The organism is Citrobacter sp. Igbk 17, from assembly GCF_028069775.1.
Taxonomy (GTDB): Bacteria; Pseudomonadota; Gammaproteobacteria; order Enterobacterales; family Enterobacteriaceae; genus Citrobacter.
In genome coordinates, this window is sequence record NZ_JANEWI010000001.1 from 103,072 (window position 1) to 124,476 (window position 21,405).

Sequence of the window (21,405 nt, forward strand, 5' to 3'; positions counted from 1 at the left end):
AAACATCAGGCGTTGTAGGCGTTTTCGCCGTGGCTGTTCACATCCAACCCTTCGCGCTCCTGCTCTTCCGGTACGCGCAGACCTACCGTCATGTCCGCCAATTTATAGCCGATAAATGCCACGACACCGGACCAGACAATGGTGATCGCCACACTTTCCAACTGCACAAGAAGCTGATGCCCCATGGTAACACCTTCGGCAAAGCCCACTCCGCCTAAAGAGCTGGCGGCGAATACGCCAGTCAGGATACATCCGACAATCCCACAGACACCGTGAACACCGAAGACATCACACGGGTCATCAACGCGCAGAAAGCGCTTCAGCATCGTCACTCCCCACAGCCCTGCCAAACCGGCAACCACGCCGATGATCAACGCCCCACCAACACCGATATAACCACAGGCAGGCGTCACACCAACCAGACCCGCAATGGCGCCAGAACAGGCTCCCAGCAATGATGGTTTGCCACGCAGCGCCCATTCACCGAAGATCCAGCCGAGAATAGCGGCCGCGGTTGCAACAACGGTATTCACGAAGGCCAGCGCGGCAATTTCATTCGCCATCCCCGCGGAGCCCGCGTTAAAGCCAAACCAGCCGATATAGAGAATAGCCGTGCCGGTAAAAACCATTGGCAGGTTATGCGGCTTAAACGCTTCTTTGCCAAAACCGACCCGTTTACCAATCAGATAAGCCCCAACCAGACCGGCAATCGCGGCGTTGATATGCACTACCGTGCCGCCTGCAAAATCCAGCGCACCGTGAGTAGCCAGCAAACCACCGCCCCAGACCATGTGTGCAATAGGGATGTAGGACAACGTCAGCCACACCACCACAAAAATCAGCACCGCAGAGAACCGTATGCGCTCCGCCAACGCACCGACGATAAGCCCAACAGTGATACAGGCGAAAGACCCCTGAAAAGCAACGTGAATATACTGATAGATACTCCCCGTCACCGCCGTCAGTGCAATATTCTTCAGCATGACCCAGTTGAAGTTACCAAAAAAATTATTTCCTTCGCCGAAAGTCAGCGAGTAGCCATAAACGACCCACAAAATACAGACCAGAGCGAATGTCACCGTAACCTGGGTCAGCATTGACAGCACGTTCTTACCGCGAATTAAACCGCCGTAGAACAACGCAATGCCAGGAATAGTCATAAACAGCACCAGCGCAGTGCAAATCATCATAAAAGCGTTATCGGCTTTATCCGCGACCGCCGGTGCCGCCATCGCCAGTCCCGGCAGCAGCGCCAGTGATGCAATACCCGTTTTCATCGTTGCTATCTTCATCTTTTGGTTTCCTATCACTGTGTGCCAGACGTTACAGTGCGGCTTCGTCGGCTTCGCCGGTACGAATACGAATCACGCGTTGTAGCTCGGCGACGAAAATTTTGCCGTCGCCAATTTTTCCGGTGTAGGCGGCCTTACTGATGACATCAATTACGCCATCCAGTTGGTCATCAGCAATTGCCACATCAATCTTCACTTTGGGTAAGAAGTTGACGCTGTATTCCGCTCCCCGGTACAACTCAGCATGACCTTTTTGTCGGCCAAACCCCTTCACTTCGGTGACGGTCAGCCCCTGAATACCAATAGACGACAATGCTTCACGGACGTCTTCCAGTTTGAACGGTTTGATTACCACGGTAACCAGCTTCATAGATCCCCTCCAGTCAGAATTCAGTAGTGGCTGCAGATACACATACTGAACATTGCAAGGGGTGTGCCAGGAATGAAAAACGCGGGATGATTCAGCCGCACGGGGTACGGCGAGGATAGAAAAAGAAAAAACGCACTATAACGGTGCATAGTGCGTTACATTTTTGCACCAGATTGTTGATTGCAGGATGGCGGCGAAAACGCGTCATCAGGCCTACGAAACCACACTGGCTGTAGGTCTGATAAACGCAGCGCCATCAGGCGATTGCCGAATCTTCGTTTACGCTAGCCGCCAACTCTTCGCCCGCCAACTGCAGTTGATACATTTGCCAGTAGCGGCCCTGTGCGGCAAGCAGTTGCTGGTGCGTGCCGCGCTCAACGGCCTGCCCCCGGTGCAGTACCAGAATAGTGTCGGCATCGACAATGGTGGATAACCGATGCGCAATCACCACCAGCGTGGTGTGCTTACGCACTGCTGCCAACGCCTGCTGAATAGCCTGTTCAGTACCGGAGTCAATGCTGGCCGTCGCTTCGTCCAAAATCAGCACCTGCGGCGTTTCGACCAGCACACGCGCCAGCGCCAGCAGCTGTTTCTGCCCGACTGATAAATTATTGCCCTGCTCGCCCAGTCGGGTATGAATACCGTCACTCAGCCCGCGCGCCAGCTCCGCCAGTTGAACCGTCTCCAGCGCCTGCCACACCCGCTCTTCTGAGATATCGCGGCCCAGCGTGACGTTGGCCAGGAAGGTATCCGCCATCACCACCGGATCTTGCTGCACCATCGCAACGCCCTGGCGTAACACACTGTGGCTCAATGAAGACAGCGGTCGACCGTCCAGACGGATTTCACCCTGCGTCAACGGGTAGTACCCCATCAGCAGGCTGGCCAGCGTACTTTTGCCGCTACCGGTATGCCCAACCAACGCAACAAAACGACGAGAAGGCACGGACAAACTGATGTTTTGCAGCACCAGATTGTTGTCGCGATAGGCAAATGAAACGTTATCCACCTCAATGTCTCCGCTTTTCAGGGGGTGGATATCCTCACCATAACGCTGGCGTGGGCCATCCATCAGTTCAAATACACGTTCACCCGCTACCACCGCCTGTTGCAGCATTGATTGCTGGGTCGTCAGCTCGATCAACGGCTCGTTCAAACGCCCCAGATAGCTGATAAACGCATACAGCACCCCAACCTCAATGGACGTGCCGGACGTAAAGCTAAACAGTGTCAGCAAACCGCAGAGGATCAGGGCCGAAAACAAGCTGAGCAACGGGCGCAACAAAAAGCCATCCAATCGCAGCGTTTGCATGCGCGCCATATAGTGCGAACGGCTGGCTTCGCCCATTCGTTCACCAAAACGCGCCTGCTGACGGAACTGCTGGATCACGCTCATGCCATTAATAACTTCGTTAAAGCCATCATTAATATCTGCCAGATAGGCGCGAACGCGACGCACAATAGGAGTGCTATAGCGCTGATAAATCACCATCACCACCAGCACAGCCGGGAATATGGCCATCGCAACCAGCGCCATCCGCCACTCAAGGCTGAACATCGCTACCAGCATGGCACCGATTAAGGCGGCACTGCGCAGTACCGTCGCGACTACCGTCACGTACAGGTCGCGAATCACTTCGGTGTCATTGGTCACCCGGGAGATAAGCTGCCCGACAGGCTGAGTATCAAAAGCACTGAGCGGCTGACGCAGCGCGGCATCCATCACATCGGTACGTAACTGCTGCACCACACCAACGGCCGCCTGGTTAAAGAGTAATGACTGCGCGTAATGCAGGCCCGCCGCCAACAGTTGCAGACCGACATAGGCCGCCACCAGTCCAGACACCATCGCCAGCGGCAGATTGTTTTTCGCCACCATGTTGTCGATAAAATAACTGATGAGCAGCGGACCACTAACTTCCGCCGCTGCCGCTACCCACAGCATGACAACAGCGATAGACAGCTGCTTTCGCCACGGCGAGCCGTACGCCAGCAGCCTTTTCAGGGTCGGCCATAATTGTCCAAAACTACGCATTAGCCGCCTCCTCATCGATAGCCGGCGCATCAGACAATGCCGCTTCCAGTTGCTGATAACGGTACATATCACGATACCAGCCAGGTTGTTGCACCAGCGCATCGTGTTCGCCACGCTGAGCAATATGTCCGTGCTGCATCACGATAATTTCATTAGCTTCTGTCAGCGCAGATAAACGGTGAGCGCTGATTATCACGGTTCTGCCTTCTCCCCACTGGCGCAGGTTATGCAGGATTTGATGTTCAGTACGACCATCCACCGCCGATAACGCATCATCAAGAATCAGGATTTCAGCATTCAGCAGCAGCGCACGAGCGATAGAAATACGCTGTTTTTGTCCACCGGACAGCATCACGCCGCGTTCACCCACTTCAGTGTCGTACCCCTGAGGAAGACGTAAAATATCCTCATGCACGCTGGCCAGACGTGCAACATGTTCAATTTCATCCTGTGTGGCCTGCGGGCGTCCAAGCGCTATGTTGTTAGCGACCGTATCCGAGAACAAGAAAGGTGTCTGGCTGACCACGGCCAGGCGGCTACGCCAGCTATCAAGCTGCAAGCGCGTTAACGGAATATCATGAAAACGCACATCCCCTTGAGTGATATCGAAGTGGCGCTGGAGCAGCGACAGTACGGTGCTTTTCCCAGCCCCAGTTGGGCCACAAATGCCCAGCATCTGCCCCGGCTTAAGCTGGAAATTCACATTCTCCAGCACCGGATGAGCCGTCTGTGGATAGCGAAATTCGCGAATGGCCACCGCTAACTCACCACGTCCTTCTGGTACGGGTTCTGTCCCATCATCCACCACGGGGGCTTCAGCCAGCATCGCGCGAATACGGCTATATGCGGCGCTGCCTCGCTCAACAATATTAAACATCCATGCCAGTGCCAGCATCGGCCAAATCATCAGACCGAGATACATCATAAAGCTGGTTAACTGACCAAGGGTCAGAGAACCATGCACCACCATCCAACTTCCCCCGGAGATAGCCAGCAGGTTAGCCATACCTATGGCGATATAAATCGTGGGGTCAAAACGGGCGTCAATGCGGGCGACCCGCAAGTTTTTCTTGCCGGTATCTTTAGCATCTTCGGCAAATAGCGCCGACTGTCGGTCTTCCAGACCAAAAGCCTTAATCATGCGGATACTGGTAAGACTTTCCTGAGTACGATCGTTCAGGCTGGAGAACGCTGCTTGCGCAACCTTAAAGCGATTATGCAGTCGATCGCCGTAACGCTTGATCATTATCGCCATCACCGGCATTGGGAGTAACGCGATCAGCGTCAGCTCCCAACTGATTTGCGTAGACATCACGATCAACACCGCGCACCCCATGACCAGTGAGTCCACCAGCGTCAATACACCTTCGCCAGCCGCAAACACCACCCGATCAACATCGTTAGTTGCACGCGCCATCAGATCGCCTGTGCGATGACGCAGATAAAATTCGGGATGCTGGCGGCTCAACTGGCGGTAATAGTCTTCGCGTAGTTCAACTGCCAGTTGGTAGGATGCGCCAAACAACAGTACGCGCCAGACATAGCGCAACAAATAGACCACCACCGCAATCAGGGCAATTGTGCCGACCCACATCAGCAGTCGCTCGGTTGTGAAGCGCTGTGTCGTTACGCCGTCCACGATGATACCGACCACTTTTGGCGGGATAAGCTGAAGAATAGCGATGATGATAAGCAAGGCTACAGCCCCGAGGTAGCGACGCCACTCCCGGCGGAAGTACCAGCTTAATTGAGCAAATAATCGCACGCGTTATGTCCTGACAAGATTTCCGGCAATGACCACCGGGAGAGTTATTCAATAGGTAGAGCAGTCGTGTATTTAATCTGTTCCATCGCAAAACTGGAGGTAACATCAGACAGGCCCGGTACGCTATTCACCAGACGCTTATAGAAATCATCATAGCGTTTCATATCAGCAACCTGCACCCGCATCAGGTAGTCGTACTCTCCAGCCATTCGCCAGAAACCCAGTACCTCTGGCATCCCGGTCACTTCGGTGACAAAGCGGCAGTACCACTCGCTGCTGTGATGCTGGGTTTTAATCAGCACAAACGCGGTTAAGCCCAGCCCCAGTTTTTCTGGATCCAGAAGGGCAACCTTGCCCAGCAGAATGCCGTCATCCTCAAGCCGCTTGAGGCGTTTCCAGCAGGGGGTGGTTGTCAGATTAACGGCATCGGCTAACGCCTGCAAAGAAAGGGTGCAGTCTTGTTGTAGTAGGCCAAGCAGCTTACGGTCAATTTTGTCTAACATATCCACTCCACAGAGAAGAATTTTCTCCTTACATTCTATTTTAAAGGCTAAATGGCAACAATTTTTTCCGTGCTTTTCGCTATTCTGGGCACAAAATGACAAATGGATATTAATGATGAATAGCTCCTGGGTTAAAAACGCCATCAATGAAATCAATGCGGATTACCAGCGTTCTGCCGATACGCATCTCATTCGCCTGTCGCTTCCGGCGTTTCCGGGTATTCAGCTCTATTTGAAAGATGAGAGCACACATCCAACCGGTAGCCTGAAACATCGCCTGGCACGTTCACTGTTTCTCTACGGACTGTGTAATGGCTGGATTAAAGAAGGCACCACGATTATCGAATCGTCTTCGGGTTCAACAGCGGTCTCTGAGGCCTATTTCGCCCGTCTGCTTGGACTGCCATTTATTGCCGTTATGCCTTCCTGTACGGCAAAACGCAAAATTGAACAGATTGAATTTTATGGCGGTCGCTGCCACTTCGTGGAAAGCGCCTGTGAAATCTATGCAGCGTCTGAACAGCTGGCACATGAACTGAACGGACATTATATGGACCAGTTCACCTACGCTGAACGCGCTACTGACTGGCGTGGTAACAACAATATTGCCGACAGTATCTTCCGCCAGATGCAGTGTGAGCCAAACCCCGTGCCTCGCCATATCGTGATGAGCGCAGGAACCGGCGGTACCTCCGCAACCATTGGCCGTTATATTCGCTGCCAGGGTTACGACACACACCTGATGGTCGTTGACCCGGAAAACTCGGTCTTTCTGCCTTACTGGCAGGATCGCGATGCGTCGTTACGCAGTCCGGTCGGCAGCAAAATTGAAGGCATTGGCCGCCCACGCGTAGAGCCTTCTTTCATTCCTGATGTGGTTGATGAAATGTTGCGCGTTCCGGATGCGGCAAGCGTTGCCACCGCACACTGGCTGGAAACGCAGCTGGGCCGTAAAGTGGGCGCCTCAACCGGAACCAACATGTGGGGAGCGTTACAACTTGCCGCCCGTATGCGCGACGCAGGAGAAACGGGGTCGCTGGTTACGTTGCTGTGTGACAGCGGAGAACGCTATCTGGAAACCTATTACAACCCGCAATGGGTCGAGGCGCATATTGGTGATTTAACGCCATCGAAAGCTGAACTTGCCCGCCTGCTGAACACCCATTAATCGGTCAAAAAAAAGCCAGACGCTAAGGTCTGGCTTGCTGGAAGGGATCTCTCATTCGGGGGAATAAGGTAGATGCGGATTGTCCAGCCAATGCGTCAAAAAGTGTGATACAGCCTGATTGCGGCAATGCCCAATCACCGATAAATGAGGCAGCGCAGCAATAAGCTGCGGCATCGCGTTCCCCATAATCAGACCACGCCCAACGCGGCCCAACATTTCACGATCGTTCATGGCATCGCCAAACGCCATGCAGTCAGCCATGGAATACCCCAAGTGCTCGCTCAGCACTGCCAGTGCGGAGCCTTTGTTACAGCCCAGCGGCAGTACTTCGAGGCAATCAACCGCAGAAAAACAGAGATTCGCCTGCTCGCCCAGCGCGTCATTCAACTGAATACGCAGACGGACCAAATCGTCATGATCGCCACAGAAGCAGATTTTTGTGACCTGATGGGCAGGAATACGCTTCACATCCACTATCTGGTAACGAAATCCGCTGTACACATGCGCTTGCAACAGTGACGGAATCTCTTGCCCGGTGAACCAGCCGTTGTCATTAAAAACATGCATGCTGGCCTGCGTTTCCCACCGCTGGTGCAATACGATATCGGCAACCGAGGGAGCCAGATCCTGACGATGCAATACATCACCTTCCAGCGAGTGAATACGCGTCCCGTTACCGGTGATTAAAAAGGCGTCCAGCGAGATCGAGCCCAAAATATGACGCATCTCCAGCACATGACGACCGGTCGCAAACGTCAGAGTGATATCTCGTTCACGCAGGCGTGCCAGCGTCGAAAGGGTTTCATCACCTAAATGGTGATTCGGCATCAAAAGGGTGCCATCCATATCAAATGCAGCCAGACGAGCCATTTCTTTCTCCACACTGTGACGCGGTTAACTTGTGATTCAGTATCTCCTGAGATATACGGAAGTAATAGTGAATAGATAAAGAAAATTGTTCCGGTTTTTTCTACGTAAAACCGCTAGTGGGCATCTTGAAGGATGATGTATCAATGCGTTTGCTTAATCGTCTGAATCAGTACCAACGTCTGTGGCAACCTTCAAACGGAGAGCCGCAGTCAGTCACCGTCGGGGAACTGGCTGAACGCTGCTTTTGCAGCGAGCGCCATGTCCGTACCCTGCTCAGGCAAGCGCAGGATGCCGGTTGGCTGGTATGGCAAGCTCAGTCCGGACGCGGGAAACGCGGAACATTACGTTTTTTGGTCACTCCGGACTCTCTGCGCAACACGATGATGGAGCAGGCACTGCAAAAGGGTGAACAGCTCAGCGTACTGGAACTGGCTCAACTGGCCCCCGGGGAATTAAGAACCCTGCTGCAGCCATTTATGGGCGGACAATGGCAAAATGATACGCCAACCCTGCGTATCCCCTATTATCGCCAGCTCGAACCTTTGCATCCTGGATTCCTGCCCGGTCGTGCAGAACAGCATCTTGCCGGGCAGGTGTTCTCTGGCCTGACACGTTTTGACAGTCACACGCAACGCCCCTGCGGCGATTTAGCCCACCACTGGAATATCTCTGCCGACGGGCTGCGTTGGGATTTCTATATTCGCTCAACACTGCACTGGCATAACGGTGATGTTGTCAACAGTGCTCAGTTACACCAACGGCTGTTGATGTTGCTTGAACTGCCCGCACTGGCCAGATTGTTTATCAGCGTTAAACGCATAGAGGTGACGCACCCTCAATGTCTGACTTTTATTTTGCATCGTCCTGACTTTTGGCTGGCACACCGTCTGGCAAGTTACAGTAGCCATCTCGCTCACCCAGAACAGCCCTTTGTCGGGACTGGCCCATTCCGACTGACGCTGTTTACACCAGAACTGGTTCGCATCGAGAGCCACGATAACTACCATCTTGGCCATCCGCTGCTGAAAGCTATTGAATACTGGATAACCCCGCAACTCTTTTCCCAGGATCTGGGCACCAGCTGCCGCCACCCGGTGCAAATTGCGATTGGTAAACCAGAGGAACTGCCCATGCTAAGCCAAGTGAGTAGCGGAATCAGCCTCGGTTTTTGCTATCTCACACTCAGAAAAAGTGTGCGACTGAATACACAGCAAGCCCGTCGACTGGTCAATATTATCCACCGCTCTTCGCTGCTACAGACGCTGGAGGTGGATGAAAACCTCATTACCCCCAGCAATGCCCTGCTGCCAGGATGGACGATCCCACAATGGGATGCGCTGGACGAGGTGGCGTTGCCGGAAAAACTGACGCTGGCCTACCACTTACCGGTCGAACTGCATACGATGGCGGAACAGCTGCGCCAGGCGCTGGCAAAACTGGGTTGTGAATTAACGCTTATTTTTCATAATGCTAAAAACTGGGATGGCGATCATCCTTTAGCCCAGGCCGATCTGATGATGGGAGACAGGCTGATTGGCGAAGCCCCCGAGTATACCCTCGAACAGTGGTTACGTTGCGATCAGCTATGGTCACATGTTCTGAATGCATCCGCATATACTCATCTGCAAACCACGCTGGATGCTTTGCAAATTCAGGCCGATGAGGGCGATCGTCATGCGGCTTTACAGCAGGTTTTCGCCACGCTGATGCATGACGCTACCCTGACGCCGCTGTTCAATTATCACTATCGAATTAGCGCTCCGCCGGGCGTAAATGGCGTACGTTTGAATCCGCGTGGCTGGTTTGAGTTCACCGAGGCCTGGTTACCGCCCCCTTCAGCGTGAAGAAGCTGGTCGGCGGCACGCCCAGACGCTACCATAAGCGCTTTCGTTATTTGTCAGGAAAAGCCATGAAACGTGCCGTTGTTGTATTTAGTGGAGGCCAGGACTCCACGACCTGTCTGGTGCAAGCGCTACATCAGTATGATGAAGTGCACTGCGTGACCTTTGATTATGGTCAGCGCCATCGCGCTGAAATTGACGTCGCACGTGATCTGGCCTTAAAACTCGGCGCCCGTGCACACAAAGTTCTCGACGTGACGCTGCTCAGCGAACTGGCTGTCAGCAGCCTGACCCGCGACAATATCCCGGTACCCGATTATGAACCGGACGCGGACGGGATCCCGAATACTTTTGTGCCTGGACGTAACATTCTGTTCTTAACACTGGCGGCAATTTACGCTTACCAGGTACAGGCAGAGGCGGTCATTACCGGCGTTTGCGAGACCGATTTCTCTGGTTATCCGGACTGTCGTGACGAGTTTGTCAAAGCCCTGAATCATGCCGTGAGCCTGGGAATGGCAAAAGACATCCGTTTCGAAACCCCGTTGATGTGGATTGATAAAGCCGAAACCTGGGCGTTAGCCGACTATTGGGGCAAGTTAGACCTGGTGCGTGAAGAGACGCTGACCTGCTATAACGGGATCAAGGGCAACGGTTGCGGCCATTGTGCTGCCTGTAATCTGCGTGCCAACGGTCTGAACCATTATCTGGCGGATAAGCCGGCGGTGATGGCGGCGATGAAGCAGAAAACCGGGTTACAGTAATCTGCTGAGTTGTGCCGGATGGCGGTGCATGCACCTTATCCGGCCTACATCTACTTCTCGTTTTGTAGGCCTGATAAGCGAAGCGCCATCAGGCAACTTTCCGTTACTTCACCATTTGTTCCAGTTTCTCGCGTAACTCTCCTTCCAACGGCAGCGCTTTCTGCGTTTTCAAATCAATACAGACGAAAGTAATCAACGCATCAGCCACTACCTGCCCTTCTGGCTCCAGTGTGATGGTCTGGTTTAATACGCCGCTTTTGCCATTTAGCTGTTGTACCTGACTGGTTATGGTCAACAGATCGCTCAGCACGGCAGGACGGCGGTAGTTGATATTGATGTTAACAACCACAAACGCAATGTGGTGTGCAGTCATCCATTGAAAACTGTCACTGTTTTCCAGGCCATCCCAGCGGGCTTCTTCCAGAAACTCAAGATAGCGGGCATTGTTAACGTGCTGATAGACATCAAGATGAAAACCACGAACTTTGATTTGTGTTTGCATAGCGCAGAAACCTTACGTTGTTTTTATAGGAACAGACTTCAGGGTAAAGAGGTCATAACTGGTATGACCTCTACAGTCTGGCAAACTTTCAACGCTCTGCAAGTTATTAAAGTGTTAAAAATGCCAGATTACGTTCCACCAGCGAACTTCCCATCCCCGGTACCTGCTTTAAATCATCGACCGTTTTAAATGGTCCGTACTCCTCACGATAGCTGACAATGGCCTGTGCTTTCTTCAATCCAACCCCATTCATCACTCGCGCTAAATCCTCCGCTGAGGCGCTGTTGATGCTTACCCTGGTACCTTCATCATCACTCGGCTTTGTCGCTGGCGTGGCTTTGCTGTGTGTGCTTCCTGAGGCATCCGCTTTGGTCTGAACCGCCTGACTTTTGGCGACAGGTTCCGCTGCAAGTGCAGTTTGCACCATACCGGCACAGGTCAATGAAAAGGTAATAAGCAGGGCTTTAATTCCATGTTTCATACTGTTTTGCTCCTTGTTGGTTAACAGTGGAGCCACGATAGCGGGGGGATAAACGGCAGACAAATGGCAATTTTCAGAAATGGAAAAGGCCGCGAAAGCGGCCTTTGGTATATACAACTTTTTGCAATTATTTGCGAGAAGCCTCGGTTATTGCTGCTGTTCCAGCGCGTCACCGACTTTAATTTTTGCCGCTTTACGCAGGTTGCTCATCAGTGCTTCGAAGACAATCTGAGCGTTGTTCTGAGTAATCCCCTGAACCATCGCTTTTTTCTGTGCTTCTGGCATAGAGCCTGCTTTTACTTCGTCCAGCGCCAACAGTACAACGTTACCCTGCATGTCGTTCGCAACACCGTAGCTCGGCTTGTCTTTCGCAGGCAGGCTCAGGCCAAAGGCCGCCTGACTCAGCGGATCCTGACCCGTACGGCTCAGCGTTTTCGCTTCGCCAAAGCTCAGACCCGCCGCTTTCAGCGCTTCATCGCCTTTACCAGCTTTCAGATCGGCCAGCAGTTTATCTGCATCCAGTTTCGCCTGCTGCTCAGCTTTATTGTGCTTAACGAGCGCGGTAACCTGCTCTTTCACTTCCGCTAACGGCTTAACTGCTTCTGCTTTGTGTTCGCTAATACGCAGCACAAACGCACGATCGCCATCCACGGTGATGATGTCTGAGTTGCTGCCCGGCGTACCGTTCTCGCCTATCAGACCACCATTGAAAATGATGTCAGCAACAGGTTTGAAATTCAGTTCTTCCGGCAAGCTGTCACGGCTAAACCAGCCCGTTTCAACCGCTTTCATCCCTGCTGCCTGCTCCGCACCCGCCAGAGATTCGTTATCATTGCTGGCAGCATCACTCACTTTCTGCTGCAACGCATAGTAGGCATCCAGCGCTTTTTCCTGCTTAACTTTCGCTGCAATGTCGTCACGGGCTTCACTCAGCGGTTTAACCTGCGCAGGTTGCACATCATCAAGGCGCGCAACGAGGAAACCAACAGAAGACTTAATCACGCCTGACAGTTGGCCTTTTTCTTTCAGACCGGCATTTTTCAGTTCATCTGGGGTGGTGGCGTCTTCCAGCCAACCCATATCACCGCCGTTACGGGCAGAAATGATATCGGCAGATTTTTCTTTCGCCAGGGTCGCAAAATCACCCCCTTTGTTCAGCGCATCAAGCACCGCTTTTGCTTCATCTTCTGTTTTGGTCTGGATGATGCTGTAGCGATTACGCTGCGGCTGAGTGAACTGATCCTGATGCTGGTCATAGTAAGACTGAATATCAGCATCGCTGGCGGTTTCCTGCATTGCTGCAGCATCCAGCTTGATATAGCTCACACGGAACTGTTCCGGCGTCATAAAGCGATTTTTATTCTGCTCGTAGTAACTGGCCACTTCTTCGTCGGTAACCGACTGCTTCGCGGCAAGAGCATTAACATCAATCGTCGCTTCACGTACGATACGTTGCTGTGCAACCAGTGCAGCCAGTTCGTCCGTTTCACCCTTCAGCATGAAGTCGGTCCCGGCAACACCGTTGATCAACTGTTGCGTGGTGAGCTGGTTACGCAATGCCTGAGCATACTGATCTGCAGTCATTCCCATCTGATTCACAATCGCATTGTAGCGGTTGTTATCAAATTTTCCGTCAACCTGGAAAGCCGGGGTGGCGAAAATAGCCTGCTTAATCTGATCGTCGCTAATGTTGAGCTTAAGCTCACGGGAATACTGATCCAGCAGCGCTTCGTCCACAAGACGATTCAGCACCTGCTGACGCAGCGTTTTCATATAACCTTCGTTCGCCGCCAGCTCAGAATATTGATCGCCCAGCTGTTGCTGCATGCGGTTACGTTCGCTGTTGAACGCATTCTCGAACTGCCCGCGGCTGATCTCCTGGCCATTCACTTTAGCGGCGTAGTTATTGCCCCCGCCAATCAGGTAACCACTCACGCCGGTCAAAATGAACGACACGATAATGATACCGAAAATAATCTTGAGCACGAGACTGTTAGCAGCCGTGCGTAAGCTGTCCATCATGGTGTAACCACACTCCGCTGTAGATGACTATACGCGTATCCTTCAGGCCGCCTCCGCGTTAGTTACAACGACGGCGGCAAGGATTTTGAGTATATATGCTTCACGCAGCATAGCGTTTCCTGAACGCTGCGCACAAAGGCCTATTGTGACAAGAAACTGGGGCAATTGTCAGCCCACAACGCGTAGAAAGTACCGGAATCAGAAATAAAAAAGGCACATCGGTTGATGCGCCCTTGTACTTAGTCACATCCCCAAAGGGGAAATCACTTAGTTTACCGCGTCTTTCAGTGCTTTACCTGCACGGAAGCCCGGTACTTTAGCCGCGGCGATGGTGATCTCTTTACCTGTTTGCGGGTTGCGACCAGTACGGGCAGCACGCTCTTTAACGGCAAAAGTACCAAAACCTACCAGTGCTACGTCATCACCTTCTTTCAGGGATTCGGTAACAGAAGCAATAATTGCATCTAACGCACGTCCAGCCGCAGCTTTAGAGATATCAGCCCCTGCAGCAATTTTGTCGATCAGTTGAGATTTATTCACTCTTCTCTTCCTCTTTATAATATATATCGCACCTGAATCCTTCAAAGTGCGACCGCGCAGCAGTTATATCAGGCCTGCCATGCCCTTACAACACCCGATAATGATGGCAAGCCCAATCCGTTATCTAAATTAGCTATACAAAAAAAGGCTGGCAAGCCCGAAATGGCCTGCCAGCCCTGTTTTTATTAATGCTCTTTGCGCGAGGTCACTATTTTGCCGTCACAACCTGCATTCCAGAGGGTTCATTTTGCAACGCAAGAGTCAGAACTTCCTCAATACGTTTCACCGGGTGAATATTAAGATCGGCAATAACGTTGTCCGGAATCTCTTCCAGGTCACGTTTGTTTTCGTCTGGAATTAAGACCGTCTTAATGCCACCACGGTGCGCCGCCAACAGTTTTTCTTTCAAGCCACCGATAGGCAGAACCTGACCACGCAGGGTGATCTCGCCAGTCATCGCCACATCGGCACGAACCGGGTTACCGGTCAGGCATGAGACCAGCGCTGTGCACATGGCAATACCCGCGCTTGGACCATCTTTCGGCGTCGCGCCTTCAGGTACGTGAACGTGGATGTCGCGTTTTTCGTAAAAGTCCGGGTTAATACCCAGTTTTTCCGCACGCGCACGCACCACGGTCAGTGCAGCCTGAATGGATTCCTGCATCACTTCGCCGAGCGATCCGGTGTAAGTCAGCTTGCCTTTACCAGGAACACAGGCGGTTTCAATGGTCAGCAGATCGCCGCCCACTTCTGTCCATGCCAGCCCCGTGACCTGACCAACGCGGTTTTCGTTATCCGCACGGCCATAGTCAAAGCGCTGCACACCCAGGTAGTCGTGCAGGTTATCACCATTGATCTCGATGTGTTTCAGTGAGTTATCGAGCAACAATTGCTTAACCGCTTTACGGCACAGTTTGGAGATTTCACGCTCCAGACTACGCACGCCCGCTTCACGGGTGTAGTAACGAATGATGCCCACAATGGCGCTATCATCAACCGTCAGCTCGCCTTTTTTCAGCGCATTACGCTCAATCTGTTTTGGCAACAGATGACGCTTAGCTATATTAAGCTTCTCGTCTTCGGTATAGCCAGACAGACGAATCACTTCCATACGATCCAGCAACGGTGCCGGAATGTTCATGGAGTTCGACGTCGCAACAAACATGACGTCGCTGAGGTCGTAGTCCACTTCCAGGTAGTGATCGCTGAACGCCACGTTCTGCTCTGGATCCAGCACCTCAAGCAGTGCTGATGCCGGATCGCCACGCATGTCAGAAGACATTTTGTCGATCTCATCAAGCAGGAACAGCGGGTTTTTCACGCCCACTTTGGCCATTTTCTGGATCAGTTTGCCCGGCATCGAACCGATATAGGTTCGGCGGTGACCACGAATTTCAGCCTCATCACGCACGCCGCCAAGCGCCATACGGATGTATTTACGCCCTGTCGCCTTCGCGATGGACTGACCCAGAGAGGTTTTACCCACCCCCGGCGGTCCAACCAGACACAGGATCGGTCCCTTGATTTTGTTCACACGGCTCTGGACCGCAAGATACTCAAGAATACGGTCTTTCACACGCTCCAGACCATAATGGTCGGTATCGAGGATTTCCTGCGCCTGACGCAGGTCTTTTTTGACCTTGCTACGCGCATTCCACGGAACCTGTACCATCCAGTCGATGTAGCCACGCACGACCGTTGCTTCCGCCGACATCGGAGACATCATTTTCAGCTTCTGCAGCTCTGCTTCCGCTTTCTCTTTTGCCTCTTTCGGCATCTTCGCCGCGTCGATCTTGCGTTTCAGCGCTTCGTTTTCATCCGGCGCATCGTCCATCTCGCCGAGCTCTTTCTGAATCGCTTTCATTTGCTCGTTCAGATAGTACTCACGCTGAGACTTCTCCATCTGCTTTTTCACGCGGTTGCGAATACGTTTTTCAACCTGCAGCAGATCGATTTCGGATTCCATCATTGCCATCAGATATTCCAGACGTTCATTCACGTCGGACATCTCCAGCACGGACTGCTTATCCGCCAGCTTCAGCGGCATATGGGCAGCGATGGTGTCCGCCAGACGAGCGGGATCGTCAATGCTGTTAAGCGACGTCAGCACCTCTGGTGGGATTTTTTTGTTTAGCTTGATATAGCCTTCGAACTGGCTGATAGCTGTACGTACCAGCACTTCCTGTTCGCGCTCATCAATAGCAGGCGAATCAAGGTACTCCGCTTTCGCAGAGAAATGCTCGCCGTTGTCTGACAACGCAGAAATACGCGCGCGCTGTAACCCCTCGACCAGCACTTTTACGGTGCCGTCAGGCAGTTTCAGCATCTGCAAAATAGAGGCCACGGTCCCGACGGTGAAAAGATCGTTTACACCCGGCTCATCCGTTGAAGCTTCTTTCTGCGCGACCAGCATGATTTTTTTATCATGGTCCATAGCCGCTTCAAGACAACGGATAGATTTTTCCCGCCCTACAAATAAGGGTATGACCATGTGCGGATAAACCACCACATCGCGCAACGGCAATACGGGGATTTCAATGCGTTCAGAACGCTCAGGATTCATAGAGCTCTCTCTTAGTTTAGTTTCCGCCAGGTAATCAGGTGGTACGACTGTGCTTCACACCACCTTTAACATGTATGTCAGTATATGGGGATGTTTCCCACACATTCAACGCCATGTTTACGGAAAAATAAAAGGGGAGATAAAATCCCCCCTTTTTGGTTAAACGTCTGTATGAATTGATGAATTATTCGCCAGATGCCTGCTGTGCTTCCGGCTTACCGTAAATCAGCAACGGCTTGCTCTGACCGCCAATCACAGACTCGTCGATCACCACTTTTTCAACGTCCTCCATAGAAGGAAGATCGTACATGGTGTCGAGCAACGCGGCTTCCACGATAGAACGCAGACCACGCGCACCGGTTTTACGAATCATCGCTTTCTTGGCGATAGCATCCAGCGCTTCCTCGCGGAATTCCAGATCCACACCTTCAAGATTGAACAGCGCCTGATACTGCTTAGTCAGGGCGTTTTTCGGTTCTTTCAGGATCTGGATCAGCGCTTCTTCACTCAGTTCGCTCAGCGTTGCCACAACGGGCAGACGGCCGATGAACTCAGGGATCAGACCAAATTTGATCAGATCTTCTGGTTCAACCTGCGACAACAGTTCACCTTCGCTGGCCTTATCGGACTGGGCTTTTACCGTCGCGCCAAAACCAATGCCGGAGCCGGTTTCAACACGGTTAGCAATCACCTTATCCAGACCGGCAAACGCACCACCACAGATAAACAGAATCTTGGAGGTATCAACCTGCAAGAACTCCTGCTGCGGATGTTTGCGTCCACCCTGTGGCGGAACGGCGGCAACCGTTCCTTCGATCAGTTTCAACAGCGCCTGCTGCACGCCTTCACCGGAAACGTCACGGGTAATAGACGGATTGTCTGATTTACGCGAAATCTTGTCGATCTCATCGATATAGACAATACCGCGCTGCGCTTTCTGCACGTCGTAATCGCACTTCTGCAACAGCTTCTGAATAATATTTTCAACATCTTCACCCACATAACCGGCTTCGGTCAGGGTGGTGGCATCGGCCATTGTGAACGGAACGTCCAGCAGACGCGCCAGCGTTTCAGCCAACAGCGTTTTACCAGAACCCGTCGGGCCAATCAGCAGGATGTTACTTTTGCCCAACTCGACGCCATTGCTGGTGTCGCCGTTGCGCAGACGTTTGTAATGGTTGTATACCGCGACCGCCAGCACTTTCTTCGCCTGTTCCTGGCCAATAACGTAATCGTCCAGGTGGTTGCGAATTTCATGTGGCGTCGGCAGCGCACTGCGTTCACGGTGCGGTGCTACTTCCTTAATCTCTTCGCGAATGATGTCGTTACATAAATCAACACATTCGTCGCAGATATACACGGATGGTCCGGCAATCAGCTTACGCACTTCATGCTGGCTTTTGCCGCAAAAAGAGCAGTACAACAATTTGCCCGAGCCATCTTTGCGTTTATCTGTCATGGGTCAAAACCTCTTCTTTGTTCTTTGTGCCGCACACGACGACGCAAATGCCATTCTCAGGCGCAAGACGCTAGTCAGCGTTGTGCCGCTCCAGGTAATTATAGCGGCACACCTGCGCCCTGGGCATTAATTACGATGGGTCAAAATCGAGTCGACCAGACCGTACTCCACCGCTTCAGAAGCGGAGAGGAAGCGATCGCGCTCGGTATCACGTTCAATCTGCTCAAGAGATTGACCCGTATGATGCGCCATAAGTTCGTTCATGCGCCCTTTTACCTTCAAGATTTCACGGGCATGAATTTCAATATCCGTTGCCTGACCCTGGTAACCGCCCAGAGGCTGGTGGATCATGACGCGAGAATTAGGCAGGCAAAAACGTTTACCTTTCGCCCCGGCAGTCAGCAGAAACGCGCCCATTGAGGCCGCCTGTCCCATACAAATGGTGCTAACGTCCGGCTTAATAAACTGCATGGTGTCATAGATAGACATCCCTGCAGTAATCACGCCACCAGGGGAGTTAATATACAGGTAGATATCTTTTTCCGGGTTTTCTGCTTCCAGGAACAGCATCTGCGCCACAATCAGGTTAGCCATATGGTCTTCGACCTGGCCGGTCAGAAAAATGACGCGTTCCTTAAGTAGACGAGAATAGATATCAAAAGAGCGCTCACCACGCGAGGTCTGTTCAATGACCATCGGCACCAGCGCCATATGGGGTGCAAAGTTATCTCGTTCGCCGCTGTATGACATTTCCGTCTCCTGGATAAAATTTGAAAAAACCTGCTGTGCTGATTGTAACCTTATGGACGGATTATCAGCTAGTCCCTCTGTAATGGGTACGACATCGCCATAATTCAAGCATAACAATCTTTTGTTGTAACGCTAACACTGAAACGCTGTTTTCGCACCCTTCCCATGCAAAATGCGTGACAAAAAAAAACCCGCCACCAGAAGGTGACGGGTTTATGTGCGAATTTCGTGCTATAAAAGCAACGAATTACGCCTGCTGGTTCATCAGTTCGTTGAAAGTAGTGGCTTTTTCAGTCACTTTAGCTTTCGCCAGAACCGCTTCAACAGCCTGTTCTTCCAGAGCGACGTTACGCATGTTGTCCATCAGCTCTTTGTTTTTGCTGTAGAACTCAACAACTTCTTTCGGATCTTCGTAAGCAGAAGCCATTTCTTCGATCAGGCCTTTTACGCGATCTTCATCAGCTTTCAGTTCGTTGGTACGAATCACTTCGCCCAGCAGCAGACCAACAACTACGCGACGCTTAGCCTGTTCTTCGAACAGTTCACGCGGCAGTTCCAGAGCTTGCTTCTCGTTGCCACCGAAACGCTGTGCAGCCTGACGACGCAGAACGTCGATTTCGCTGTCGATCAGTGCTGCAGGAACGTCGATGTCGTTGGCTTTAACCAGACCTTCGATCGCCTGAGACTTAACGCGGTTACGTACAGCGCCTTTCAGCTCACGTTCCATGTTTTTACGCACTTCAGCGCGCAGACCCGCTACGGAACCATCTTCAACGCCAAAACGTTTGATGAATTCTTCGGTCAGTTCCGGCAGTTCACGTTCTTCAACTTTCTTCAGGTTGATAACGAATTTAGCGGCTTTACCTTTCAGGTTTTCAGCGTGGTACTCTTCCGGGAAGGTCACGTCGATGGTGAACTCTTCGCCAGCTTTGTGGCCTTTAACGCCTTCTTCAAAGCCTGGGATCATACGACCCTGGCCCATCGCCAGTACGAAGTCAGACGCTTTGCCGCCTTCGAACTCTTCGCCGTCTACAGAACCGGTAAAGTCGATGGTTACACGGTCTTCTGCATCAGCAGCGCCGTCTTTGTCTTTCCAGGTAGCCTGCTGCTTACGCAGGGTATCCAGCATAACGTCAACGTCAGCATCGGTAACTTCAACAACCGGTTTTTCAACTTCGATTGCGTCCAGACCGGTCAGTTCAACTTCCGGGTAAACTTCGAACTCTACCGCGTAAGTGAAATCTTCACCCAGTTTGTATTCGCCCGGAACGTAGTTCGGTGCGCCAGCCGGATTAATTTTTTCTTTGATGATGGCATCAACGAAGTTACGGCTCATCAGGTCACCCAGAACGTCCTGGCGAACAGAAGCGCCATAACGCTGAGCAACGACATTCATCGGTACTTTTCCTTTGCGGAAACCGTCAATACGCACTTTCTTCGCTACGTTGACCAGCTCGCTTTTCACAGCGGTCTCGATGCTGTCAGCAGCGATAGTAATCGTTACACGGCGGCCAAGGCCTTGAGTGGTTTCAACTGAAACTTGCATCTTGTTACCTCAAAAAATCACAGTGCTCGGTCAACTCTTCTCCGCAAGCACAGGTTGTTGGCTTCGCGGAACTGGGATGTTCTCATAATCAATCACATTCCCTGTCGTCAGAATCATCCCGAAGACATTCCGAAAAATAAGACGCGCATTATAGCGGCATCACTTTTATGAGTCGAGAACGGTTATCGCGCGTTGCTGCGGCTTTTTTCACAATTCCCGGCTAATTTTTGTCTGAATACTGGACGACCTACTCAGAATTCAGACAAAACAAAACGGCCCGCAGGCCGTTTTCACATAATCTGTAGCAACATACTGGAAAAGCGCCGGTTGTTGCAAATCCGTTTTTTAGGCGATGCTTCCCGCCCCACGACACGGAGGCGATGCAAAAATGGTGTCCTGCAACGCTTCCCACTCCTTAATGGTGTAGGTATGCAGGGCAAGAGCATGTACGGTTGTGGAAAGCTCCGCCGTTAACGTGCTGTAAATCATCCGATGACGATTAAGAAAACGTTCACCTGTAAAGCGATCGCTGACCAGCACAACCTTAAAGTGGCTTTCAGAACCTGCCGGGACATTGTGACGATAGCTTTCATCCACAACTTCGAGGAACACGGGTTGGAACGCTGCCCTTAATTTTTCTTCTATTTGCTCACGAATCATCATGAAATTTTTCCTCCGACAACGCTGAGATGTCACCCATCCCTTTAAATACTAGCCGCTTTTACCGTTTTCATTACACCTTAGCAACAAAAAATTAGCGCTTGTCTGATTTTCTCACCCAAACGAATGAAGTTCACTGATTCTTGTGTTCGCGTTATTGCAAAAAGGCCATTTATGGTCTCTACAACATCATCAAACGGACAACATGATGAATTTACATGCGTTACCCACTTCCCCTCATCGTTGGCGATGTTATGATGGCGGGAATTTTCTC

Annotated in this window: 18 protein-coding genes; 3 read left to right on the top strand and 15 right to left on the bottom strand. The window is 51.9% G+C overall.

Annotated elements, in window-relative coordinates; all coding sequences use genetic code 11:
- Nucleotides 1–5: 5 nt before the first annotated feature.
- The 5 genes from amtB to decR all read right to left on the bottom strand — a co-directional run bounded on the left by amtB (nt 6) and on the right by decR (nt 5,965).
- Nucleotides 6–1,292, bottom strand: a complete 1,287-nt coding sequence (gene amtB, locus NNO08_RS00475; protein WP_271441609.1) for an ammonium transporter AmtB — start codon at nt 1,290–1,292, stop codon at nt 6–8.
- A gap of 31 nt (nt 1,293–1,323) precedes the next feature.
- The gene (gene glnK / locus NNO08_RS00480) at nt 1,324–1,662 is read right to left on the bottom strand and encodes a P-II family nitrogen regulator (RefSeq protein WP_003021657.1); all 339 of its coding nucleotides are present in this window, start codon (nt 1,660–1,662) and stop codon (nt 1,324–1,326) included.
- Between the two features lie 256 nt (nt 1,663–1,918).
- Nucleotides 1,919–3,697, bottom strand: a complete 1,779-nt coding sequence (locus tag NNO08_RS00485) for a SmdB family multidrug efflux ABC transporter permease/ATP-binding protein (RefSeq protein ID WP_271455951.1) — start codon at nt 3,695–3,697, stop codon at nt 1,919–1,921.
- The gene (locus tag NNO08_RS00490; RefSeq protein ID WP_271455952.1) at nt 3,690–5,462 is read right to left on the bottom strand and encodes a SmdA family multidrug ABC transporter permease/ATP-binding protein; all 1,773 of its coding nucleotides are present in this window, start codon (nt 5,460–5,462) and stop codon (nt 3,690–3,692) included. The genes NNO08_RS00485 and NNO08_RS00490 overlap by 8 nt, the downstream gene beginning before the upstream one ends.
- A gap of 44 nt (nt 5,463–5,506) precedes the next feature.
- Nucleotides 5,507–5,965, bottom strand: a complete 459-nt coding sequence (gene decR / locus NNO08_RS00495; protein WP_005125175.1) for a DNA-binding transcriptional regulator DecR — start codon at nt 5,963–5,965, stop codon at nt 5,507–5,509.
- A gap of 112 nt (nt 5,966–6,077) precedes the next feature.
- On the opposite strand from decR, the gene NNO08_RS00500 reads away from it, so the two are divergent.
- Nucleotides 6,078–7,133, top strand: a complete 1,056-nt coding sequence (locus NNO08_RS00500; RefSeq protein ID WP_271441612.1) for a PLP-dependent cysteine synthase family protein — start codon at nt 6,078–6,080, stop codon at nt 7,131–7,133.
- A gap of 51 nt (nt 7,134–7,184) precedes the next feature.
- Here the strand turns inward: NNO08_RS00500 and cof are convergent, their stop codons facing one another.
- Complete coding sequence (gene cof / locus NNO08_RS00505; RefSeq protein WP_271454020.1) at nt 7,185–8,003, bottom strand: HMP-PP phosphatase; 819 nt, start codon at nt 8,001–8,003, stop codon at nt 7,185–7,187.
- A 143-nt stretch (nt 8,004–8,146) separates the two neighbouring features.
- On the opposite strand from cof, the gene NNO08_RS00510 reads away from it, so the two are divergent.
- A complete protein-coding gene (locus NNO08_RS00510; RefSeq protein WP_271455953.1) occupies nt 8,147–9,847 on the top strand; it encodes an SgrR family transcriptional regulator in 1,701 nt (566 codons plus the stop codon).
- A 65-nt stretch (nt 9,848–9,912) separates the two neighbouring features.
- Nucleotides 9,913–10,608: a 7-cyano-7-deazaguanine synthase QueC gene (queC, locus tag NNO08_RS00515; RefSeq protein WP_271449483.1), complete on the top strand. Its 696-nt coding sequence runs from the start codon at nt 9,913–9,915 to the stop codon at nt 10,606–10,608.
- Between the two features lie 103 nt (nt 10,609–10,711).
- Here queC and fadM read toward each other — a convergent pair whose 3' ends face one another.
- From fadM to bolA, 9 genes are all read right to left on the bottom strand, one after another.
- Nucleotides 10,712–11,110, bottom strand: coding sequence for a long-chain acyl-CoA thioesterase FadM (fadM, locus tag NNO08_RS00520; RefSeq protein ID WP_271441616.1), 399 nt, complete (start codon nt 11,108–11,110; stop codon nt 10,712–10,714).
- A 106-nt stretch (nt 11,111–11,216) separates the two neighbouring features.
- Nucleotides 11,217–11,591, bottom strand: a complete 375-nt coding sequence (locus NNO08_RS00525) for a helix-hairpin-helix domain-containing protein (protein WP_271441617.1) — start codon at nt 11,589–11,591, stop codon at nt 11,217–11,219.
- Nucleotides 11,592–11,738: 147 nt separating this feature from the next.
- Nucleotides 11,739–13,613 (bottom strand): peptidylprolyl isomerase, encoded by a 1,875-nt coding sequence (gene ppiD, locus NNO08_RS00530; protein WP_271455954.1) that lies wholly within the window; start codon nt 13,611–13,613, stop codon nt 11,739–11,741.
- A gap of 267 nt (nt 13,614–13,880) precedes the next feature.
- Nucleotides 13,881–14,171: a nucleoid-associated protein HU-beta gene (gene hupB, locus NNO08_RS00535; RefSeq protein ID WP_219352570.1), complete on the bottom strand. Its 291-nt coding sequence runs from the start codon at nt 14,169–14,171 to the stop codon at nt 13,881–13,883.
- A gap of 190 nt (nt 14,172–14,361) precedes the next feature.
- Nucleotides 14,362–16,716 carry an endopeptidase La gene (lon, locus tag NNO08_RS00540; RefSeq protein ID WP_271455955.1) on the bottom strand — a complete coding sequence of 785 codons (2,355 nt, stop codon included), beginning with the start codon at nt 16,714–16,716 and terminating at the stop codon, nt 14,362–14,364.
- Between the two features lie 184 nt (nt 16,717–16,900).
- On the bottom strand, nt 16,901–18,175 hold the full coding sequence (clpX, locus tag NNO08_RS00545) for an ATP-dependent protease ATP-binding subunit ClpX (protein ID WP_271441619.1): 1,275 nt from the start codon (nt 18,173–18,175) through the stop codon (nt 16,901–16,903).
- A gap of 126 nt (nt 18,176–18,301) precedes the next feature.
- On the bottom strand, nt 18,302–18,925 hold the full coding sequence (gene clpP / locus NNO08_RS00550) for an ATP-dependent Clp endopeptidase proteolytic subunit ClpP (protein ID WP_003021624.1): 624 nt from the start codon (nt 18,923–18,925) through the stop codon (nt 18,302–18,304).
- Nucleotides 18,926–19,172: 247 nt separating this feature from the next.
- Nucleotides 19,173–20,471 (bottom strand): trigger factor, encoded by a 1,299-nt coding sequence (gene tig / locus NNO08_RS00555; RefSeq protein WP_137384629.1) that lies wholly within the window; start codon nt 20,469–20,471, stop codon nt 19,173–19,175.
- 345 nt (nt 20,472–20,816) lie between these two features.
- Nucleotides 20,817–21,134, bottom strand: a complete 318-nt coding sequence (gene bolA, locus NNO08_RS00560) for a transcriptional regulator BolA (RefSeq protein WP_040232707.1) — start codon at nt 21,132–21,134, stop codon at nt 20,817–20,819.
- Between the last annotated feature and the right edge of the window lie 271 nt (nt 21,135–21,405).

Excerpts from the sequence above, each read along its gene's own strand:
- ppiD (WP_271455954.1), bottom strand. The coding sequence starts at position 13,613 with ATGATGGACAGCTTACGCACGGCTGCTAACAGTCTCGTGCTCAAGATT.
- tig (WP_137384629.1), bottom strand. The coding sequence starts at position 20,471 with ATGCAAGTTTCAGTTGAAACCACTCAAGGCCTTGGCCGCCGTGTAACG.
- fadM (WP_271441616.1), bottom strand. The coding sequence starts at position 11,110 with ATGCAAACACAAATCAAAGTTCGTGGTTTTCATCTTGATGTCTATCAG.
- decR (WP_005125175.1), bottom strand. The coding sequence starts at position 5,965 with ATGTTAGACAAAATTGACCGTAAGCTGCTTGGCCTACTACAACAAGAC.
- cof (WP_271454020.1), bottom strand. The coding sequence starts at position 8,003 with ATGGCTCGTCTGGCTGCATTTGATATGGATGGCACCCTTTTGATGCCG.
- lon (WP_271455955.1), bottom strand. The coding sequence starts at position 16,716 with ATGAATCCTGAGCGTTCTGAACGCATTGAAATCCCCGTATTGCCGTTG.
- NNO08_RS00525 (WP_271441617.1), bottom strand. The coding sequence starts at position 11,591 with ATGAAACATGGAATTAAAGCCCTGCTTATTACCTTTTCATTGACCTGT.
- queC (WP_271449483.1), top strand. The coding sequence starts at position 9,913 with ATGAAACGTGCCGTTGTTGTATTTAGTGGAGGCCAGGACTCCACGACC.
- clpP (WP_003021624.1), bottom strand. The coding sequence starts at position 18,925 with ATGTCATACAGCGGCGAACGAGATAACTTTGCACCCCATATGGCGCTG.
- glnK (WP_003021657.1), bottom strand. The coding sequence starts at position 1,662 with ATGAAGCTGGTTACCGTGGTAATCAAACCGTTCAAACTGGAAGACGTC.
- bolA (WP_040232707.1), bottom strand. The coding sequence starts at position 21,134 with ATGATGATTCGTGAGCAAATAGAAGAAAAATTAAGGGCAGCGTTCCAA.
- amtB (WP_271441609.1), bottom strand. The coding sequence starts at position 1,292 with ATGAAGATAGCAACGATGAAAACGGGTATTGCATCACTGGCGCTGCTG.
- NNO08_RS00485 (WP_271455951.1), bottom strand. The coding sequence starts at position 3,697 with ATGCGTAGTTTTGGACAATTATGGCCGACCCTGAAAAGGCTGCTGGCG.
- NNO08_RS00500 (WP_271441612.1), top strand. The coding sequence starts at position 6,078 with ATGATGAATAGCTCCTGGGTTAAAAACGCCATCAATGAAATCAATGCG.
- NNO08_RS00510 (WP_271455953.1), top strand. The coding sequence starts at position 8,147 with ATGCGTTTGCTTAATCGTCTGAATCAGTACCAACGTCTGTGGCAACCT.
- clpX (WP_271441619.1), bottom strand. The coding sequence starts at position 18,175 with ATGACAGATAAACGCAAAGATGGCTCGGGCAAATTGTTGTACTGCTCT.